At 65.4% G+C, this 18788-nt stretch carries 16 protein-coding genes and 1 pseudogene; 8 read left to right on the forward strand and 9 right to left on the reverse strand.

The genetic code is table 11. The annotated features are described in order from the left end of the window. Positions 1 to 95: 95 nt before the first annotated feature. The 4 genes from I6F33_RS35075 to I6F33_RS35090 all read right to left on the reverse strand — a co-directional run bounded on the left by I6F33_RS35075 (position 96) and on the right by I6F33_RS35090 (position 2597). Complete coding sequence (locus I6F33_RS35075) at positions 96 to 1031, reverse strand: transporter substrate-binding domain-containing protein (protein WP_225114352.1); 936 nt, start codon at positions 1029 to 1031, stop codon at positions 96 to 98. Positions 1032 to 1120: 89 nt separating this feature from the next. Further along, positions 1121 to 1711, reverse strand: a complete 591-nt coding sequence (locus I6F33_RS35080) for an SCO family protein (protein ID WP_225145570.1) — start codon at positions 1709 to 1711, stop codon at positions 1121 to 1123. Positions 1712 to 1735: 24 nt separating this feature from the next. Continuing rightward, positions 1736 to 1930: a hypothetical protein gene (locus I6F33_RS35085; RefSeq protein ID WP_036014155.1), complete on the reverse strand. Its 195-nt coding sequence runs from the start codon at positions 1928 to 1930 to the stop codon at positions 1736 to 1738. A 145-nt stretch (positions 1931 to 2075) separates the two neighbouring features. Further along, positions 2076 to 2597: a hypothetical protein gene (locus tag I6F33_RS35090; protein WP_036014153.1), complete on the reverse strand. Its 522-nt coding sequence runs from the start codon at positions 2595 to 2597 to the stop codon at positions 2076 to 2078. A 280-nt stretch (positions 2598 to 2877) separates the two neighbouring features. Between I6F33_RS35090 and I6F33_RS35095 the strand changes: the two genes are divergently transcribed. The 7 genes from I6F33_RS35095 (at position 2878) to I6F33_RS35125 (ending at position 10672) form a co-directional block, all read left to right on the forward strand. Continuing rightward, positions 2878 to 4536: an FAD-binding dehydrogenase gene (locus I6F33_RS35095; protein ID WP_225127023.1), complete on the forward strand. Its 1659-nt coding sequence runs from the start codon at positions 2878 to 2880 to the stop codon at positions 4534 to 4536. Positions 4537 to 4539: 3 nt separating this feature from the next. Then, entirely contained in the window at positions 4540 to 5457 is a 918-nt protein-coding gene (locus tag I6F33_RS35100; protein ID WP_225145571.1) for a PHB depolymerase family esterase, read from the forward strand. 134 nt (positions 5458 to 5591) lie between these two features. After that, on the forward strand, positions 5592 to 5942 hold the full coding sequence (locus I6F33_RS35105) for a RidA family protein (protein ID WP_025032572.1): 351 nt from the start codon (positions 5592 to 5594) through the stop codon (positions 5940 to 5942). A 113-nt stretch (positions 5943 to 6055) separates the two neighbouring features. Beyond that, positions 6056 to 6421, forward strand: coding sequence for a nuclear transport factor 2 family protein (locus I6F33_RS35110; protein WP_036026464.1), 366 nt, complete (start codon positions 6056 to 6058; stop codon positions 6419 to 6421). A 250-nt stretch (positions 6422 to 6671) separates the two neighbouring features. Continuing rightward, positions 6672 to 9257 carry a ligase-associated DNA damage response DEXH box helicase gene (locus tag I6F33_RS35115; RefSeq protein WP_225145572.1) on the forward strand — a complete coding sequence of 862 codons (2586 nt, stop codon included), beginning with the start codon at positions 6672 to 6674 and terminating at the stop codon, positions 9255 to 9257. Positions 9258 to 9299: 42 nt separating this feature from the next. After that, positions 9300 to 9971: a ligase-associated DNA damage response endonuclease PdeM gene (gene pdeM / locus I6F33_RS35120; protein WP_050995974.1), complete on the forward strand. Its 672-nt coding sequence runs from the start codon at positions 9300 to 9302 to the stop codon at positions 9969 to 9971. Positions 9972 to 10240: 269 nt separating this feature from the next. Further along, positions 10241 to 10672, forward strand: a complete 432-nt coding sequence (locus tag I6F33_RS35125) for a hypothetical protein (RefSeq protein WP_036026470.1) — start codon at positions 10241 to 10243, stop codon at positions 10670 to 10672. A gap of 61 nt (positions 10673 to 10733) precedes the next feature. Here I6F33_RS35125 and I6F33_RS35130 read toward each other — a convergent pair whose 3' ends face one another. Then, complete coding sequence (locus I6F33_RS35130; RefSeq protein WP_225145585.1) at positions 10734 to 11537, reverse strand: DUF2865 domain-containing protein; 804 nt, start codon at positions 11535 to 11537, stop codon at positions 10734 to 10736. Between the two features lie 217 nt (positions 11538 to 11754). Next, entirely contained in the window at positions 11755 to 12318 is a 564-nt protein-coding gene (pyrE, locus tag I6F33_RS35135) for an orotate phosphoribosyltransferase (protein WP_036014130.1), read from the reverse strand. Positions 12319 to 12502: 184 nt separating this feature from the next. Here pyrE and I6F33_RS35140 point away from each other — a divergent pair, with 184 nt between their 5' ends. Next, a complete protein-coding gene (locus tag I6F33_RS35140; RefSeq protein WP_036026473.1) occupies positions 12503 to 13129 on the forward strand; it encodes a glutathione S-transferase family protein in 627 nt (208 codons plus the stop codon). A gap of 159 nt (positions 13130 to 13288) precedes the next feature. Here the strand turns inward: I6F33_RS35140 and I6F33_RS35145 are convergent. The 3 genes and pseudogenes from I6F33_RS35145 to I6F33_RS35155 all read right to left on the reverse strand — a co-directional run bounded on the left by I6F33_RS35145 (position 13289) and on the right by I6F33_RS35155 (position 18606). Then, positions 13289 to 13925: pseudogene (locus I6F33_RS35145) on the reverse strand (LysE family translocator). A gap of 266 nt (positions 13926 to 14191) precedes the next feature. Further along, positions 14192 to 17290, reverse strand: coding sequence for a DNA polymerase I (gene polA, locus I6F33_RS35150; RefSeq protein WP_225145573.1), 3099 nt, complete (start codon positions 17288 to 17290; stop codon positions 14192 to 14194). A gap of 248 nt (positions 17291 to 17538) precedes the next feature. After that, the gene (locus I6F33_RS35155) at positions 17539 to 18606 is read right to left on the reverse strand and encodes an acyltransferase family protein (protein ID WP_225145574.1); all 1068 of its coding nucleotides are present in this window, start codon (positions 18604 to 18606) and stop codon (positions 17539 to 17541) included. Positions 18607 to 18788: the final 182 nt, after the last annotated feature.

The raw sequence follows: 18788 nt of genomic DNA on the forward strand, positions 1-18788 counted from the left end.
GGACCGGGAATTTCAGGCGTGGTGAATGGGTATGACGCGCGCGTGATGATCTCTGCGATCGTCCGCACTCCCGCTGCAGGCGGAGAGGCGAAAGGTCAGAACGGACTGACCGAGAAATACCGTAGCCAGAGATCGGTGTAGCGGCCTTTTTCCCAGATCCGGAACATCGCCCAGTTCAGGGCCTGGCGCAGCACGTCGTTGCCCTTGCGCACGGCGATGCCGATGCCTTCGCCGAAGAAACGGCTCTCGACGAATGGGCCGCCGGAGAAGGCGCAGCAATCGGCCGAATCCGTGCCGTTGATCCAGAACGCCAGCGAGATGGCGTCGCCGAAGATGAAGTCGACCTCGCCTCTGCGCAGAGCTGCGCGCATCGCATCGTCATTGGGGTAGGCGTGCAGCTCGGCGTCGGTGAACATCGCCTTGAGATACGCCTCGTGCGCCGAGCCGGCGATGGCGCCGACCTTCTTGCCCTCGAGATATTCGGGGCGGATCTCCGGCATCACCGCATCCTTGCGCGAGACGAAGCGCGCCGGCACGCGGTAATAGGGATCGGTGAAGTCGACGCGGGCGCGCAGCTGCGGGCTCACCGCCATGGAGGCGATGATGGCATCGCCCCGGTTGGAGGTGAGCGCATCGACCAGCGTCTCGAAACGCCGCATCTGCACCGTGCAGGTGACCTTGATCTCCTCGCACAGGGCGCGGGCGAAATCGACGTTGAAGCCGGCCGGATTGCCGTCCGCACCGGTGTAGTTGAACGGCGGATAGTCGGTCTCGGTCAGGAAGCGGATCACGGTCAGGCGGGACAGGTCCGGCCGTTCGGGGCGCCGGCGCGGGTCCCAGAACCCGGGCACCGCCTGCGGGGCGGCCTGGGGCGCCGCCTGAGGGGTGGTCTGAGGTGCCGTCGGCGCCCGCTGGACGGGGGCTTGCGCGTTCGCCTCGGTGAGGCCGCCGAGCAGGCAAAGGCCAGCAGCCAGCCCTGCCAGCAAGCCACGGACAGATTTGAGCGATTTCGCCTGTTGCGATGGAGCCATCGGCCGAAGGAATGAATTTCGTCGGGATCGGAGGGCCTTATAGACCATCCCGCCGGGAACGCGAGCGCCGATTGTGGGCAGCGTGAAGCTCAGAGATACCGCTTCAAATCAACCGCTGCCTCTTCCGGCGTCCGCTTCAAATTGAACGGCGAGACGAACCTGCCCTCGCGGTCCATCAGGTAGATCAGCGCGGTGTGGTCCATCGTGTAATCGCCGTCCTTGGTCGGGACCTTCTTGGCATAGACCCGGTAGGAGGAGATCACCTTGGCGGTCTCGGCGGGGTCGCCGGACAGGCCCTGGAGGTGCGGATCGAAGCTCGACAGGTAATCCTTCATCGTCGCCGGCGTGTCGCGCTCGGGATCGACCGAAATGAAGATGGCATTGACCTTGTCGGCGTCCTTGCCCAGCGCGCGCAGCACTTCCGAGATCTCGAACAGCGAGGTCGGGCAGACGTCGGGGCAATGGGTGTAGCCGAAGAAGATCAGGGTCGGCTTGCCCTTCAGGCTCTTGTCGGTGACGGCCTTGCCGTTCTGGTCGGTCAGCTGGAACGGGCCGCCGATCGCGGCCGGCTGTGCCACCTTGCCGACCCCGCCCATGGCCCAGAACATGATCAGGAGCCCGACGACGAGGCTTGCGGCGAAGGCGGTCGCGATCACCAGCGGACGGGTGGCGGAGCTCATGGGCGGAAAACTTCCTGTCGCAGGTCAGAAGCAGGCGGCAAAGCCGGTCCTGATCATTTCGAAGAACACCTGGCTGCCATAGTGGAACCAGAGCGCCAGCGCGCCGATCACGGCGAGACCGCCGATTGCAGCGCCCGCCCACAGCAGCACGGATGGCATCCGCCCGGCAGTGGGCGAATTGTCCGATAGCCGATGTGCCGGGTGCAGCGGTTGAGCCATGACAACGATCGGGACGAAGGCCCCGGTTCCCTGGCTTTCAGATAGGCTTTGCGCCGGCTGCGGGCAAGGCGCCGCCAGCAGGCAAGGCTCCGCCAGCTGGCAAGACGCCGCGGCGGCGCCAGAGGACGCCGCCAGCCTGTGGATGTCAGTGGAGGAGCTGGCCCCGGGCGGATTCGAGCGGCTCCGCTTGCGGGAGCGACCGGCGCGACGGCCTGGTCGTCGAGGCCTGCGCGTCCAGGTAGCACGGCTTGTACATGGCCTGGAGCTGCTTGCCCCTCAGGAAGAGCATCCGCGGGGTGAGGCCGCCCCGCTGGCCGATCCAGCGCCTGATCTGCGAGGGATACATCGCATAGAGCATCTGGGTCGCTTCGGGATTGGTGATGGCGCGGCCGTTGGCGCCGAAATCCCACGCGGCATGGAAGCCCAGCGTCGCATGCGAGGTCACGCAGATCCGGTCGTGCGGGATAGCACCGAGAACGATGGTACAGGCCGAGGCGCAGAGGCCATCGATGATGACCGTCTCGCCCGATTGCCTGAGGTCCTGGTACTTGTCGACGTAGGTTCCGATCCGGCCGCCGCGGTCATCCGCGATCCGAACCACCGCGTGAGAAGCCCCCATGCCTGCGATCAAGAGAACCGCCGCAAGCAACCCCGTCAGAAAATTCATTTTCCCCCGCCCCAGTCGAATTCGAATCTGTGTGTCAGGTGATGATGCACGGCTAGCGTCGGTCGTAACCGAGGCTTTGTCTAGGCAGGCCTGCTGGCTCAAAACAAATTAAATCCAGTGTTGCGTCCGCGCTGCACCCGGCGGTCTCCATCCCAAAGTGGAACAAGTTAACGAGGTCTTGCGCGCCATACCCTTGATCTCAGTTGCAACCGCTGGCTTCAATCCGGGCAACTACAGGGGGGAACCCTTGAGGAGGAGAAGAACTTGGAGGGGGAAGCGCATGGTTCAAGAAACGGATGTCATCGTCGTCGGCGCGGGACTGTCGGGCCTCGTTGCCGCCACCGAGATTGCCGATGCGGGCAAGCGCGTGATGGTTGTCGACCAGGAAGGCGAGCAGTCGCTGGGGGGCCAGGCGTTCTGGTCGTTCGGCGGATTGTTCCTGGTCGATTCGCCGGAGCAGCGCCGGCTCGGCATCAAGGACTCCTACGAGCTTGCCATGCAGGACTGGCTCGGCACCGCCGGCTTCGACCGCGACGAGGATTTCTGGCCGCGCCAATGGGCCGAAGCCTATGTGGCCTTCGCGGCCGGCGAGAAGCGCGGCTGGCTGCGCGCGATGGGCCATCGCTTCTTTCCCGTGGTCGGCTGGGCCGAGCGCGGCGGATATGATGCGATGGGCCACGGCAATTCGGTGCCGCGCTTCCACGTCACCTGGGGCACCGGCCCGGGCATCGTCGAGCCGTTCGAGCGCCGCGCGCGCGAGGCGATGAAGACCGGCCGATTGATCTTCCGATTCCGCCATCGCGTCGATGCGCTCTCGGTCACCAATGGCACGGTGGATGGCGTCAGCGGCGTCGTTCTTGCGCCTGATGATGCAGAGCGCGGCAAGAGCTCCTCGCGCAACGTGGTCGGTGACTTCGCGTTGAAGGCGCAGGCCGTGATCGTCGCCTCCGGCGGCATCGGCGGCAACCACGAGCTGGTGCGGCAGAACTGGCCGGAGCGGCTCGGTGAGCCCCCGAAGTTCATGATCTCCGGCGTGCCCGAGCATGTCGACGGGCGCATGATAGGCATCACGGAAAAGACCGGCGCACGGCTGATCAATCGCGACCGCATGTGGCACTACGTCGAGGGCATCCAGAACTGGAACCCGATCTGGCCGCGCCACGGCATCCGCATCCTGCCGGGTCCTTCCTCGATGTGGTTCGACGCCACAGGCACGCGGCTGCCGGCGCCGCTATTCCCGGGCTCGGACACGCTCGGTCAGCTCAAATACATCATGTCGACCGGCTACGACTATTCCTGGTTCATCCTGACCCAGAGCATCATCAAGAAAGAGTTTGCGCTGTCGGGCTCGGAGCAGAACCCGGACCTGACCGGCAAGAGCTGGCGCATGACGCTTCGCCGCGCCACCAACAAGGGCGCGCCGGCGCCGGTGGAGGCGTTCAAGAGCCATGGTGTCGACTTCATTGTCCGCGACAAGCTCGATGAGCTCGTTGCGGCCATGAACAAGCTCGCCGGCAGCGATCTCCTCAAGCTCGAGCACATCAGGATGCAGATCGAGGCGCGTGACCGCGAGATCGCCAATCCCTACGTCAAGGATGCGCAGGTCATGAACATCCACAATGCGCGCCGCTATATCGGCGACAAGTTGATCCGCACCGCTTCCCCGCACCGAATCCTCGATCCCGCGCATGGACCGCTGATCGCGGTGAAGCTCAACATCCTCACCCGCAAGACGCTGGGCGGCTTCGAGACCGATCTCGACTCCCGCGTGTTCGGGGAGGAGGGCCGCGTCATTCCCGGCCTTTACGCCGTCGGCGAGGCCGCCGGCTTCGGTGGCGGCGGCGTGCATGGCTATCGCTCGCTGGAAGGCACCTTTCTGGGCGGCTGCCTGTTCTCGGGCCGCAATGCGGGCCGTGCCGCCGCCAAGGCAGTGGGCTAGACCATGCGGCGGCGGATGCGCATCGCCACGCTGATCGCTGCTTTGACGGCAGCTTCGGCTGCGTCCGCCGATACGGTCGATGTCAACGGGGTGAAGCGCTCCTACACCGCGCAACTGCCAGCCAAGCGGCCCGCACCGCTCGTAATCGTGCTGCATGGCAAGACCCAGCGCGGCGCCGACATGGTCACACGGACGGCCTGGCCGCAGGTCGCCAAGCGCGAGGGCCTCGCCGTGGTGTTTCCGGACGGGCTCAACAACGCATGGGCGGACGCGCGCACCAAGGCGGGGCCGGCCCTGCGCGGACCACCGGTCGGCACCGATGACGTCGCCTTCATCGCAAGGCTGGTCGAGAAGCTGGTGGCCGACGGCACGGCCGATGCGAAGCGCGTCTACATCGCCGGCGTCTCCAATGGCGGTGCCATGGCGATGACCATGGCCTGCGCGCGGGCCGATCTGTTTGCGGCGGCTGCGAGTGTGATCATGAACCTCAACGATGAAGCCGCCGTCACCTGTCATCCGTCGCGGCCGCTGCCGATGCTGCTCATGAACGGGACCGCCGATCCGCTGGTCCCTTATGAGGGCGGGCGCGGATCGAGCTATTTTGCCGCAGAGGGATTCTGGTCGACGGACGAGACGCTGGCGTTTTGGCGCAGGCTCAATGGCTGCGAGACCGACGACGCCGGGATCACCGACATGCCCGACGCGGCGCCGGCGGACCAGTCCACGGTGACGCGGATCAGCTCGCGCTGTCCGGCTGGGCACGACGTCGTGCTTTATCGCATCAACCACGGCGGCCACCGCATGCCAGGCTTCGCTCCGGATGCCCGATTCCCGAAGGTCGCCAGGAACCTGCTCGGATCGCAGAACGGCGACATCGACGGCGCCGAAACGATCTGGACGTTCTTCAGCCGGTTTCCGTGAACGGCGCATGCGTTGCTGGCCAACGCATGCGTGCCGGGCAACGCATGCGTGGCAGGCAACGCACGCGTGCCAAGGGGTGGCACAGTGCAAACCGCTGGGCTAGACAGGGCCGCCATTCCAGCCAGGAGATCCAGATGAGCATTCAGCGTTTTGAAACCGGCCCGCGCATGAGCCAGGTCGTCGTGCACGGCAACACCGTCTATCTCGCCGGTGTCGTCGCCAACAAGGCGGCCGGCGAAAGCGTGACGAAGCAGACCCAGGACATCCTGGCGACCATCGACGGTCACCTCGCCAAGGCCGGCACCGACAAGTCGAAGCTGCTCTCGGCCACGATCTACATCACCGACATGAAGACCTTCGCAGAGATGAACGCTGTGTGGGACGCCTGGGTCTCGCCCGGCAATACGCCTGCGCGCGCCACCGTCGAAGCCAAGCTGGCCGCCCCGCAATACACCGTCGAGATCATGGTGACGGCGGCGAAGTAAATTTTGCGAACACCTCACGCGCGTTGATGACCTCCGAGGTAATCGATCAACGCGCGTGAACCTTCGATAGTCACGGTCAGCCGGACAACACGGCGCCATCGAAGGAGAGAACCATGACCGACCCCGTCACCATCGCCCGCCGCTACATCGAGCTCTGGAACGAGCGCACCGCCGGCCGCCGCCGCGAGCTGCTGAGCGAAAGCTGGACGACGGATGCGAGCTACGTCGACCCCGTGATGAAGGGCGACGGCCAGGACGGCATCGAGGCGCTGATCGCAGGTGTGCAGCAGCGCTTTCCCGATTTCACATTCAAGCTGATCGGCGAGCCCAACGGCTACGGCGATCACATCCGCTTCTCGTGGGGACTTGGCCCTGACGGCGCCGACAGCCCGATCAAGGGCACCGATTTCGCCGTGCTGAAGGACGGCCGGATCAGAAGCGTGACCGGATTTCTCGATCAGGTCCCGGCCGGGGCGTGAGAGCGCTGGCCCTCGTCGCGCAGGCGAGGAGAGGACCGAAATTTGGACCTCACAAGCGGTCGTCATGCCCGGGCTTGTCCCGGGCATCCACGTTCTTCGTGCCGCGGGTAAGACGTGGATGGCCGGGACAAGCCCGGCCATGACGATGTCGAGTCTATCGTGCCTCAAATGGACAGCGCGTGTGCGATCGCCCTGTCGCAGGCCATAGCCCCCCTCGACGAAGCCATCCCTACGGCTTACCTGTCATGCCGTGCCGCCCCGTATCCTCGAAACATCGACCGAGCCGGCCGCCCTGCTGGCGGATCGCTTTCGGGCCTGGTTCGCAGCCCGCGGCTGGTCGCCGCGCGCGCATCAATTGGCGCTGCTGGAGAAGGCGCGCGAGGACCGGTCCGCTCTCCTGATTGCGCCGACCGGCGCCGGCAAGACGCTGGCCGGATTTCTGCCGACGCTGGTCGAGCTGTCGACGCAGCCGCTGACACGCGACGCGGGTGCGAAGAAGAACCTCGTCTCCACCGGCCGCAGCGTGCAGCGCAGCGGCGGCCTGCACACCCTCTACATCTCGCCGCTCAAGGCGCTCGCCGTCGACATCGCGCGCAACCTTGAGCGTCCGATCGCCGAGATGGACTTGCCCATCAAGGTCGAGACCCGCACCGGCGATACGCCGGTGTCGCGCCGTCAGCGGCAGCGGCGCTATCCGCCCGACGTGTTGCTGACGACGCCCGAGCAGCTCGCGCTGCTGCTCTCCTCCGACGACGCACCGTTCCTGTTTTCCTCTCTCAAGCGCATCGTGCTCGACGAGCTGCACGCGCTGGTCACGTCCAAGCGGGGCGATCTGCTCTCCCTCGGGCTGGCGCGATTGTGGCGCCTCGCGCCGCAGATGGGCGCGATCGGCTTGTCCGCGACCGTAGCCGAGCCAGAGCAGCTCGCGCGCTTCCTGGTGCCGCAGCCCGACGGCAAGGAGCGGGCAGCCGACATCGTCGTCGCCGGCGGCGCCGCGCCGCCCGTGGTCGAGATGCTCGATACGCGCGAGCGGCTGCCCTGGGCCGGCCACAGCGCGCGTCACGCGCTCCCTGAAATCTACGAGCTGATCAAGGCCAACAAGACCACGCTGGTCTTCGTCAACACCCGCAGCCAGGCCGAGATGCTGTTCCAGAATCTCTGGAGCATGAACGACGATGGCCTTGCCATCGCGCTGCATCACGGCTCGCTCGACGTCGCCCAGCGCCGCAAGGTCGAAGACGCCATGTCGGCGGGCCGGCTGCGCGGCGTGGTCTGCACCTCCTCGCTCGACCTCGGCGTCGACTGGGGTGACGTCGATCTCGTCGTCAATATCGGCGCGCCAAAAGGCTCCTCGCGTCTGATGCAGCGCATCGGCCGCGCCAATCACCGCCTCGACGAGGCCTCCCGCGCGGTGCTGGTGCCCGCCAACCGTTTTGAAGTGCTGGAGTGCCGCGTCGCCATCGACGCCATCGCCGAGAATGCGCAGGATACGCCGCCCTTGCGCACTGGCGCGCTCGACGTGCTGGCTCAGCATGTTCTGGGCTGTGCCTGTGGCGAGCCGTTCTTCAGCGACGAGCTCTATGGCGAGGTTCGCACCGCCGCGCCCTACGCAAGCCTGTCGCGGCAGGATTTCGACGACGTCGTCGATTTCGTCGCCTCCGGCGGCTATGCGCTGAAGACCTATGAGCGCTTTGCTCGCATCAAGCAGGACAAGGAGGGACGCTGGCGCGTCGCCAATCCCAAGGTGCGGCAGAGCTACCGCATGAATGTCGGCACCATCGTCGAGGACGACATGCTGAAGGTGCGGCTGGTGCGTTCGCGCGGCAGCGGTGCAGGATCCACAGGCGTGATCGCACGCGGCGGCCGACTGCTCGGCGAGATCGAGGAAGCCTTCATCGAGGGCCTCTCCCCCGGCGACACATTCGTGTTCTCGGGCGAAGTGGTGCGCTACGAGACCCTGGTCGAGGACCAGGTCTATGTCTCGCGCGCACATGACAAGGACCCGAAGGTGCCGTCCTACATGGGCGGCAAGTTTCCGCTTTCGACCTATCTCGCCGAGCGCGTGCGCCGCCTGCTCGATGATGGCCGCGCCTGGGGCGGCTTGCCGGAGCAGGTGCGCGACTGGCTGTCGCTGCAGAAGGATGTCAGCAGAGTGCCGGCGGTCCGCGAGCTGCTGGTCGAGAGCTTTCCGCGGGCTAACAAGCATTATCTCGTTTGCTACCCCTTCGAGGGCCGTCTCGCGCATCAGACCTTGGGCATGCTGCTGACGCGCCGGCTGGAGCGCGCTCGCGCGCGTCCGCTCGGCTTCGTCGCCAATGAATATGCCGTGGCGATCTGGGGGCTCGGTGATCTCTCCTTCATGATCCGCGATGGGCGGATCGACCTCAACGCGCTGTTCGATCCTGACATGCTCGGCGATGATCTCGAAGCCTGGCTCGCCGAATCCGCGCTGATGAAGCGAACCTTCCGCAACTGCGCCATCATCTCCGGCCTGATCGCGCGCCGCCACACCGGGGAGGAGAAGAGCCGCCGTCAGGTGCTGTTCTCGACCGATCTCGTCTACGACGTGTTGCGCAAGCACCAGGCCGATCACGTCCTGCTCCGCGCTGCGCGCGCCGATGCCGCCACCGGCCTGCTCGATTTGCGCCGGCTCGGCGACATGCTGATGCGCATCCACGGCCGCATCACGCACCGGGAACTCGACCGCGTCTCCCCGCTCGCCGTGCCCGTGATGCTGGAAATCGGCCGCGAGTCAGTTTATGGCGAAGCTGCAGACGAGCTTTTGGCGGAAGCCGCCGACGAGCTCGTCAAAGAGGCGATGGATAGAAGCGGGTAAGACGTGACGGCAGGCGCGCTGATTTCGGGAGATGTCGAGGACATGCGCGTTTCCAGAGTCACGATCAGCGATGTGACCTTTGCGGCCGATCTCTCCGGCGCGCTGTTCTGGGACGAGCAGCGCCTGCTCGTCGTCTCCGACCTGCATCTCGAGAAAGGCTCGAGCTTCGCCACGCGCGGCGTCCTGCTGCCGCCTTACGATACCATTGCGACGCTCGGCCGGCTCGCTGCTGTCATCTCCCGCCATGATCCGCGAGTGGTCATCGCGCTCGGCGACAGTTTTCACGACCGCAGCGCGCATGAGCGCCTGTCCGCCGAGGACCGCGACGCCTTGGCCGCACTCCAGACCGGCCGCGACTGGATCTGGATTTCCGGCAATCACGACCCCATGCTGCCGCGCGATCTCGGCGGCACCATCGCGGACGAAGTCGCGATCGGCCCGATCACCTTCCGCCACGAGCCCACCGGCGCCCACGGCGAGATCGCCGGTCATCTGCATCCGAAGGCGCGTGTCTCGGCGCGTGGCCGCTCGATGGAGCGCCGCTGCTTCGCCAGCGACGGGATGCGGGCGGTGATGCCGGCATTCGGTGCTTACGCGGGGGGCCTCAGCGTCCGCGATCCAGCCTTCGCAAAGATCTTTCCGGCGAATGGCTTTGTCGCCCATCTCCTCGGCGACCGCCGCGTCCACGCCATTGCGGCCTCGCGCTGCCATTGAGGCGCCGGCGCATTAGGACAGCACTACGACCGGTATTTTTCCGGAATCGCGCAAAGCCCGCTGTCGGTATTAACGTCCGCGCTTGCCGGGGCTGGATTTCATCCCGAACAAGATTGCAACCGGCAAAGGGGTCGCCTCGGGCGGCCCCTTTCGATTCCACGCGCGCCCAGAACAAATTAAGAACATTTTAGCAAGTCTTTGATATATCATTGTGATTCGGCGCCTCGCCGATACAATATCTAGCGTCTGTCCGACTTTGCGAGGACTACATGTCCACCATTGCCTTCGACCAGTTTGCCCTCACCCGGATCGCCGATTTCGCGCGCTCGCTGTCACGGCTGCATCAGGCCGCGCGGCGCCAGAGGGTCGATGACGACCAGTTCGACCGCGAGTTCAACGCGGTGTGCCAGTCGATCTGGGGCTACACCATCGACGATGTCAGCGACGATCTGTTCTCGTCCGAGGATCATCTGTTTCTCGACACGCTGGACGAAGCGCATGCGCGCATCTTCGCGGCGGAGCAGGGCTATGACCTCGTCGGCGATCAGGGCATGCTGACCGATTGGTGGGGCTTCTGCTGGATGATCCTGGCCGAGAAGCGCGGCCTCCTGACGCCGGAGAACCGCGCCTCCGCGCGCGCCGCGATCGAGGAGAAATATCTGGCGGCGCCGAATGTGATCGGCGTGATCATCGGGAGGTAGTGCCGCAAATTCCGTCATTGCTTCGCTTCGCTCGCAATGACGGTGTGGTTACAGGTGAGGCTTACTCCAACCCCGCCCGCTTCGCCGGCTTCGCGGCGGTCTTCGGCACTGTCACGTCCGGCAGCGGCTCGCGCACGATCTCGTTTGACGCTGGCGCATCTGCCGACACCGTCTCGGCGCGCACCGGCGCCACCTTCATCTCGCCGAGCCGCGCTCGAACCTGCGCGGTGAGGCCGGGATAGGAGGCAACCGGGGTGAAATCCGCAGCCTGGTCGTTGCCGACGCGGACGCCGGTATAGGCGACGAGGCCGTCGCTGGTGGCGATCACGTCGCCGGCCTTCAGGGAGGAATCCAGCGCAAGGTCGACCGGGGCAAGACCGACGGGTTCACGGCCGTTGCAGGTGCAGTCGGCGCGCAGCGCCTTGCGGTAGGCGAACGCGTTCTCGCTGTCGGCATAGCGCTCGCCGGTCTGTGAATAGGCACCGTCGATCGACGAGCCGAAATAGACCTTGGTCGCGCTGGCAGGACAGAACGCCTGACACATCTGCGCGGGTGAGACGAGACCGCGCATCAGCGGAAAGTATTTCCCGTCGCAACTGCGTACGCAGAAGGCCGGTCCCGAGCCACCGGCCGCGGCCGAGCGGGTCGGCGGCACATATTGCGGCGTGGCGCCATTCTGCTGGCTGCTGAAGGGATCGACGTGGGAGTTCGCCGGCGGCACCTCGCGCTGCGGCCGCTGCTGCATTCCGCCGAAGAGGAAATCGAACAGGCCTTCGGCCGCAACCGAGGTCGGCGCCGCCAGCAGCGGCGCTGCCAGCATGGCGGCCACAAGCGAAGCGCGACGCCGCTGGCGCGCATGGGACATGACTGTACGCAATGCTTACTCCACCCGACGCTACTGAATCGGCTGGGACCGAGCGATCTCAGCACACGATTCACCATAAAGCGGGATGGTAAATGAGCAGTTGAGCGTAGGCGGTTTCAAGACGAGGCGGTGGCCTCTTTAAGGCCGGGCGCAGCTTTGGACGGGTGGTTGCCACCGGGACACATTGAGGCATGACGGCGGAGAAATTTCCGCCACTTCACCCCTTCAAGAATTCCGACGCCTTGTACAGCGAGCGGAACGGCAGGCCAGCCGCACCGAACGTGTCGGTGGCGCCTTCCTCGCGATCGACCATGGTCAGCACCAGCACGACATTGGCCCCGGCCTCGCGCACCGATTCCACCGCCTTCATCGCCGAGCCGCCCGTGGTGGTGACGTCCTCGACGATCACGACGCGCTTGCCCGCCAGCGTCTCGCCCTTGGGCAGGCCCTCGATCGCGAGCTTCGCGCCGTGCTCCTTCGGCTTCTTGCGCACGAAGAAGGCCGCGATCGGATGCCCCTTGATCCAGGAGATCTGCGCCAGCGCGCCGGCGAGCGGCACCGCGCCCATCTCGAGACCGCCGATGAAATCGAGCTGGTCGTCCTTGAGCGCCTCGTAAGTCAGCTCGGCGAGCAGCGTTGCGCCCTCGGGGTCGAGCATGGTCGGCTTGAGGTTGAAGTAGAAATCGCTCTTGCGGCCCGACGCGAGCGTCACCTCACCGCGGCCGAATGAGCGCCGGCGGATGATCTCGAACAGGCGGGCGCGGGAGGCGGATTTCGACACGGCGGTCCCTCAAACAGCGTTTTTGGTGGGGGCGGAATTTATCCGCGACCGACGCGACATTCCAGAGGGGGCGTCTCCCGTCAACAGGGATCGGCCATCCCGGCCCAAAGGTTGTGAGGGCGCAACCTTCTGGAGTAGGTGAGGGGGCAAGCCTTCGGGCAAGCCTCTTGGGGAAGGACACGGAATGACCATCGAGCTCTATACCTGGAACACGCCGAACGGCCGCAAGATCTCGGTCGCGCTGGAGGAGATGGGGCTGCCCTATAAGGTGATCCCGGTGAACATCACCAAGGGCGAGCAGATGGCGCCCGAGTTCCTCAACCTCTCGCCCAACAACAAGATCCCCGCGATCGTCGACCCCGAGGGGCCTGAGGGCAAGCCCGTCAGCATCTTCGAATCCGGCGCGATCCTGCTCTATCTCGGCGAAAAGACCGGCAAATTCCTGCCGAAATCGCTTATCCAGCGCATTCCGGTCTACGAATGGCTGATGTGGCAGATGGGCGGCTTCGGCCCGATGCCCGGCCAGGTACACCATTTCATCGCACTCGAGAACGAGCAGGACCGGGCCTACGGCCTAAAGCGCTTCATGGCCGAGACCCGCCGGCTCTACGGCGTGCTCGACCGCCGCCTGGAGGGGCGCGACTTCGTCGCCGGCGAGCTGTCGGTTGCCGATTTTGCCATCCTGGGCTGGGCCTGGCGCCATCCTCGCCACAAGGTTGATCTGGCCGACTTCCCCAACGTCAAGCGCTGGTACGAGGCCCTGATGGCGCGCCCGGCCGTGAAGCGGGGGATGGAGGCGAAGCTGGATTAAGCTCTCTTCTCCCTCTCCCCGTTCTTACGGGGAGAGGGTTGGGGTGAGGGGCCTCTTTCCTCATGCGAGATGGTCGAGAGACCTGTACCCCCTCACCCGAATTCGATCTGCGATCGAATTCGACCTCTCCCCGCAGGCGGGGAGAGGTGAAGACCATCCTCACACCCTCTTCGCTTCCACCGCCATCCGCACCGCGAGTCCCGCCAGCACGGTGCCCATCAGCCAGCGTTGCACCAGCATCCAGCTCGGCCGGCTCGCCAGGAACAGCGCGATCGATCCGGCCGCGAGCCGCGATCATCGCGTTGACGCTGACGCTGATCGCGATCTGGATCGCGCCCAGCACCACCGACTGCGTCAGCACGCTGCCCGCTGTGGGATCGATGAACTGCGGCAGCAGCGCCAGATACAGCATCGCGATCTTCGGGTTGAGCAGGTTGGTGATGAAGCCCATCACGAACAATTTGCGCGGGCTGTCGACCGCGAGCTTCCTCACCTGGAACGGCGAGCGTCCGCCCGGCTTCACCGCCTGCCAGGCGAGCCACAGCAAATAGCCGGCGCCGGCAAAGCGCAGCGCGTCATAGGCGAAAGGAATGGCGAGCAACAGCGCCGTGATACCGAACGCCGCGCACAGCATGTAGAACACGAAGCCGAGCGCCACGCCGCCGAGTGAGACGATGCCGGCCGCGCCGCCTTGCGTGATCGAGCGCGAGATCAGGTAGATCATGTTCGGTCCCGGCGTGAGCACGAGGCCGAGGCTGACGAGGGCGAAGCCGAGCAAGGCGGAGGTGTGGGGCATGGTTGAACCGGTGCGGGAGATGGCACGGTTCTAGTATGCGCGGGATCGCGCGGCCATCGCGCAATTGCTCGGAGGACAATCGAGGTCTTGCGCCGGTGTGCTCCCTCGCCCCGGTTCTTACGGGGCCGGGACGAGCTTCGCTCGCCCTGAGAGGGTTGGGGTGAGGGGCTTTCTCCAACCGGCGGTCGTCGATGAACCTGTACCCCCCCCGGATCGCAGGAGCGATCCGACCTCTCCCCGCAAGCGGGGAGAACTAACGAAGTGCGCTAGTGCGCCTCGTCCCAATTGTTCGCGGCGCGGGCGTCGACATGCAGCGGCACCGAGAGCAGCACGGCCGGGAACGGCGCATCCTGCATCACCTTCTGCACGACGGGGAGCGTTGCCTCGACCTCGTCGTCCGGCACCTCGAAGATCAATTCGTCGTGCACCTGGAGCAGCATCTGCGCCGACAGCTTCCTCGCGGCCAGCGCATCCTCCACGCGGGTCATGGCGCGGCGGATGATGTCGGCGGCGGTGCCCTGAAGCCGCGCGTTGATCGCGGCGCGCTCGTTGAAGGCGCGCACTGAGGCATTCGAAGCCTTGATGTCGGGGTAGTGGCACTTGCGGCCGAACAGCGTGGTGACGTAGCCGTGGTTGCGGCAGAAATCGCGCGTCTCGTCCATATAGGCGCGGATGCCGGGGAACCGCTCGAAATACTTCTTGATGTAGGCGGAGGCTTCCTCGCGCGCGATGCCGAGCTGGTTGGCGAGGCCGAAGGCGGAGATGCCGTAGATGATGCCGAAATTGATCGCTTTCGCGCGGCGGCGGATCTCGCTCGGCATGCCCTTGATCGGCACACCGAACATTTCCGACGCGGTCATGGCGTGAATGTCGAGCCCATCGCGGAACGCCTGCTTCAGCACGGGAATGTCGGCGATCTCGGCCAGCAGCCGCAGCTCGATCTGTGAATAATCGGCCGAGACCAGCTTGTGCCCGGGCGTGGCGATGAAGGCGCGGCGGATCTTGCGGCCGTCCTCGGTACGCACCGGAATGTTCTGCAGGTTCGGCTCGTTCGACGACAAGCGCCCCGTCGTGGTCGCAGCCAGCGCGTAGGTGGTGTGCACGCGGTGGGTCTGCGGGTTGACGTAGGTCGGCAGCGCGTCGGTGTAGGTCGATTTCAGCTTGGAGACCTGGCGCCACTCCAGAATCTTCTTCGGGAAGTCGTGGCCCTGCTCGGCGAGCTCGTCGAGCACCTGTGCGGTGGTCGACCACGCGCCGGTCTTGGTCTTGGTGCCGCCAGGCAATCCCATCTTACCGAACAGGATGTCGCCGATCTGCTTGGGGCTGCCGACATTGACCGGCTCGCCCGCGATCTCCTGGATCTCGGCCTCGACGCGCGCTGCGGTCTGGGCGAAGTCGCCGGACAGACGCGACAGCACCTGGCGATCGATCGAGATCCCGCGCCGCTCCATACGCGCAAGCACGGAGACCAGCGGCCGCTCCAGCGTCTCGTAGACCGCACTCATGTGCTCGGAAACCAGGCGCGGCTTCAGCACGCGCCACACCCGCAACGCGATGTCGACGCCTTCGGCTGACAGCGGTGCGGCCTTGTCGATCGGCACCTGGTCGAAGGTGATCTTGCCCTTGCCGCTGCCGAGCAGCTCGCTGTCCTTCAGCATGGCATGGCCGAACCAGCGCTCCGACAACGATTCCAGCGCATGCGAGCCGCGGCCGGCATCGAGCACGTAGGAGATCAGCAGCGCATCGTCGATGTTGCGCAGGGTGATGCCGTGCTGCGCCAGCATCACGGCCGTGAACTTGACGTCGAAGCCGATCTTGAGGATGCCCGTCGATTCCAGCACCGGCCGCAGCGCTTGCAGCGCGTCGTCATGCTTGACCTGGTCCGGCGCGAGGCCGGCATCGAACAGGCCGGCGCCGCCGCCGGATTGCTTGTGCGCCAGCGGCACGTAGCAGGCCTCGTTCGGCGCCAGCGCCAGCGCGATGCCGCAGAGATCGGCCTGCATCGGATCGATCGAGCTCGCTCTCGTCTCGATCGCGACATGGCCGGCGTCATGGATGCGCGCAATGAAGGCGTCGAGCTCCTTCAGCGTCTTGATGGTCTGGTATTTGCCGCGATCGACAGGAAGCTTGCGCAGCGCCTCTTCGCGCGCGACGGCGAGCGAGATCGGCGCACCCTTCGGGCTCGCAGCCTTGTCCTCCTTGCCTGCCGATTTGTTGGGCTGGTTCGGCCGGGCTGGCGCCGGAGTTCCCGTGCCTGGTGTGGGCACGACGTCCGAAGGCGGCAGCGTCGTGAACACGCTGGCGCCGCTGGCGTAGCCGGGATCGGCATCGACATTGGCAGGATCGATCTGCGCATATTCGGCGACGCGCCGCGTCAGCGTCGTGAATTCCATCGCCTTGAGGAAGGCGATCAGCTTGCGCGCGTCGGGCTCGTGGACGGCGAGGTCGTCCAGCGGCACCTCCAACTCGACCTTGTCGTCGAGCAGCACGAGTTGCCGCGAGATGCGCGCCTTCTCCGCATTCTCGAGCAGCGCCTCGCGCCGCTTGGGCTGCTTGATCTCGCCGGCGCGGAACAGCAATTGGTCGAGATCGCCATATTCGGTGATCAGCTGCGCCGCGGTCTTGATGCCGATGCCGGGTACGCCCGGCACGTTGTCGGTGGAATCGCCCGCGAGCGCCTGCACCTCGACCACCTTGTTCGGCGGCACGCCGAACTTCTCGATCACCTCTGATATGCCGATGCGGCGGTCCTTCATGGTGTCGTACATCGTGACGCAATCGGTGACGAGCTGCATCAGGTCCTTATCGGACGACACGATGGTGGCGCTGGCGCCGCGCTCGCAGGCTTGGCGCACATAGGTCGCGATGAGATCGTCGGCCTCGAAGCCGATCTGTTCCAGGCAGGGCAGGTCGAAGGCGCGCACGGCTTCGCGGATCAGCGCGAATTGCGGAATGAGATCGTCGGGGGCCGGCGGCCGGTGCGCCTTGTAGTCCGGATAGATCTTGTTGCGGAAGGTGATCTCCGACTTATCGAAGATGATGGCCAGATGCGTCGGCCGATTGTCCTCGGGCATCTCGCGGAGCAGCTTCCACAGCATGTTGCAGAAGCCGAGCACGGCGTTGACCTGGAGCCCGTCGGATTTGCGGTTCAGCGGCGGCAGCGCGTGATAGGCGCGGAAGATGTAGGAGGAACCATCGACCAGGAAGACGTGGTCGCCCTTTCCGGCCGCCTTTGCCGCGACCGGTTTGGCAGCAGCTGTCGCAGCTTTGGCAACAGGCTTGGTGTCAGTGGCCGCCTTGGGCGCGGCTGTGGTGTCGGCTTTGGCGCTGGTCTTCGGAGATGTCTTCGGCGAGGTTTTGGGCATGGGCCGCAATGTATGAATTTTTGCGGGCTTTGACAGCCTTGGGCAGCGGATTTTTGGCGCGATTCCCACACCCTCGTCGTCCCGGACAAGCGCGCCCTAAGCGCGCGCAGATCCGGGACCCATAGCCACAGGATGTAGTTTTGCGAAGACTCGGGGTTGCCATCTCCCGCCATAACCGCTTCCTGGGGTTATGGATCCCCGCCCCGTGCGCAATTGCGCACTATGGGGACGGCCTCGGGGAGGGAGCGCTACTCGGCCGCCTGCAATCGCACGCCAGGCTTCTTCGGCGCGATCCAGAATGCCTCCGGCCGCTCGAACAGGAAGCGCGCATTAAGTCGCAACGCGGCCTGCCAGATCACAAGCGATCCAAGCACGCCGGCGATAGTGACGAGCAGCGACACCGTGCCGATATCAGGGATGACGCCGGTGCGCAGCAGCAGCGTTCGCGTCGCCGCCATCGGCAGGAAGAAGGCGAGATAGATCACGATCGAATGCTCGCCGCAGAAGCGGAGGAAGTTGAGCCAGTGCGCCCGCGCGAGCAGCGTGCCCGCCGCGATGATGGCGCAGGCGCCGGCGAAGCCGAGCGCGAGCGAGACGATCGCCCACTCGCTGGCGCCCGCTGCGACGAGGCCGGCATTGATCAGCGCCCAGGCAGCGAGCGCTGCAAGCGCCAGCGCCGGATGCTTCCGCGCCTGATCCGACAGGGCGAACACGTAGGGCGCGAACAAATAGCCCGAATAGAAATAGACGAAGCGTGCGCAAAACTCGTCGATGGCGGTCCAGCCGGTCGTGATGTGCGCGGTCTCCAGCGCGGCGGCGACGAGCCAGACCGCGAGCGATGGGACCTTGCGTGTCAGTTTCGTGACGACGAAGAAGACCGGCAACAGATAGATGAACCACAGCGTGCCGAACGGCTCGATGAAAGATTCGAGATACAGCAGGCCAACATGCTGCCAGCTGGTCTCGGCCGCAAAGGCCGGGGCCTTGAAGCCAAATTGGATTGTCACCCAGACGACATAAAAATAGGCGAAATGCACCACCTTGCGGTCGAGATAGGTTCGCCAGTCCCGATCGATCACCAGAGACAGGAACAAGCCCGAAATCAGAAAGAAATCCGGCATCCGGAACGGCTTTGCGAAGGCTACGAGCGCGTGCATGAACCCGGTCTGCCCGGCGGCAAGCTCCACCCCCAGCACCGAATGCATCATCACCACCATGACGATGCAGATGCCCTTGGCGTAGTCGACCCAGTCGATACGCGCGCCCGAAGCGGCCGTGGAGGGGCTGGCCGCCGCGATTGTGCCTGATCGTGCCATGGTGTCCCTTTTCGAGCGCGTTCCGCCCGTGCCTGTGCGGGCCTGGGGCAGTTTGGAGCCCAGTAGTTTCCGACTTCTTTACCGGTTCAAATCGCGGGCCGGTTTTTGCATGCGGACTGTTCCATGGCCTCGGGAAAATGCTAAACCGCCCCGGATTGGGCTGAGTTGGACGTCCGTTAACC

It is taken from the genome of Bradyrhizobium sp. BRP20 (assembly GCF_020194215.1).
In the GTDB taxonomy this organism is placed as follows: domain Bacteria; phylum Pseudomonadota; class Alphaproteobacteria; order Rhizobiales; family Xanthobacteraceae; genus Bradyrhizobium; species Bradyrhizobium yuanmingense.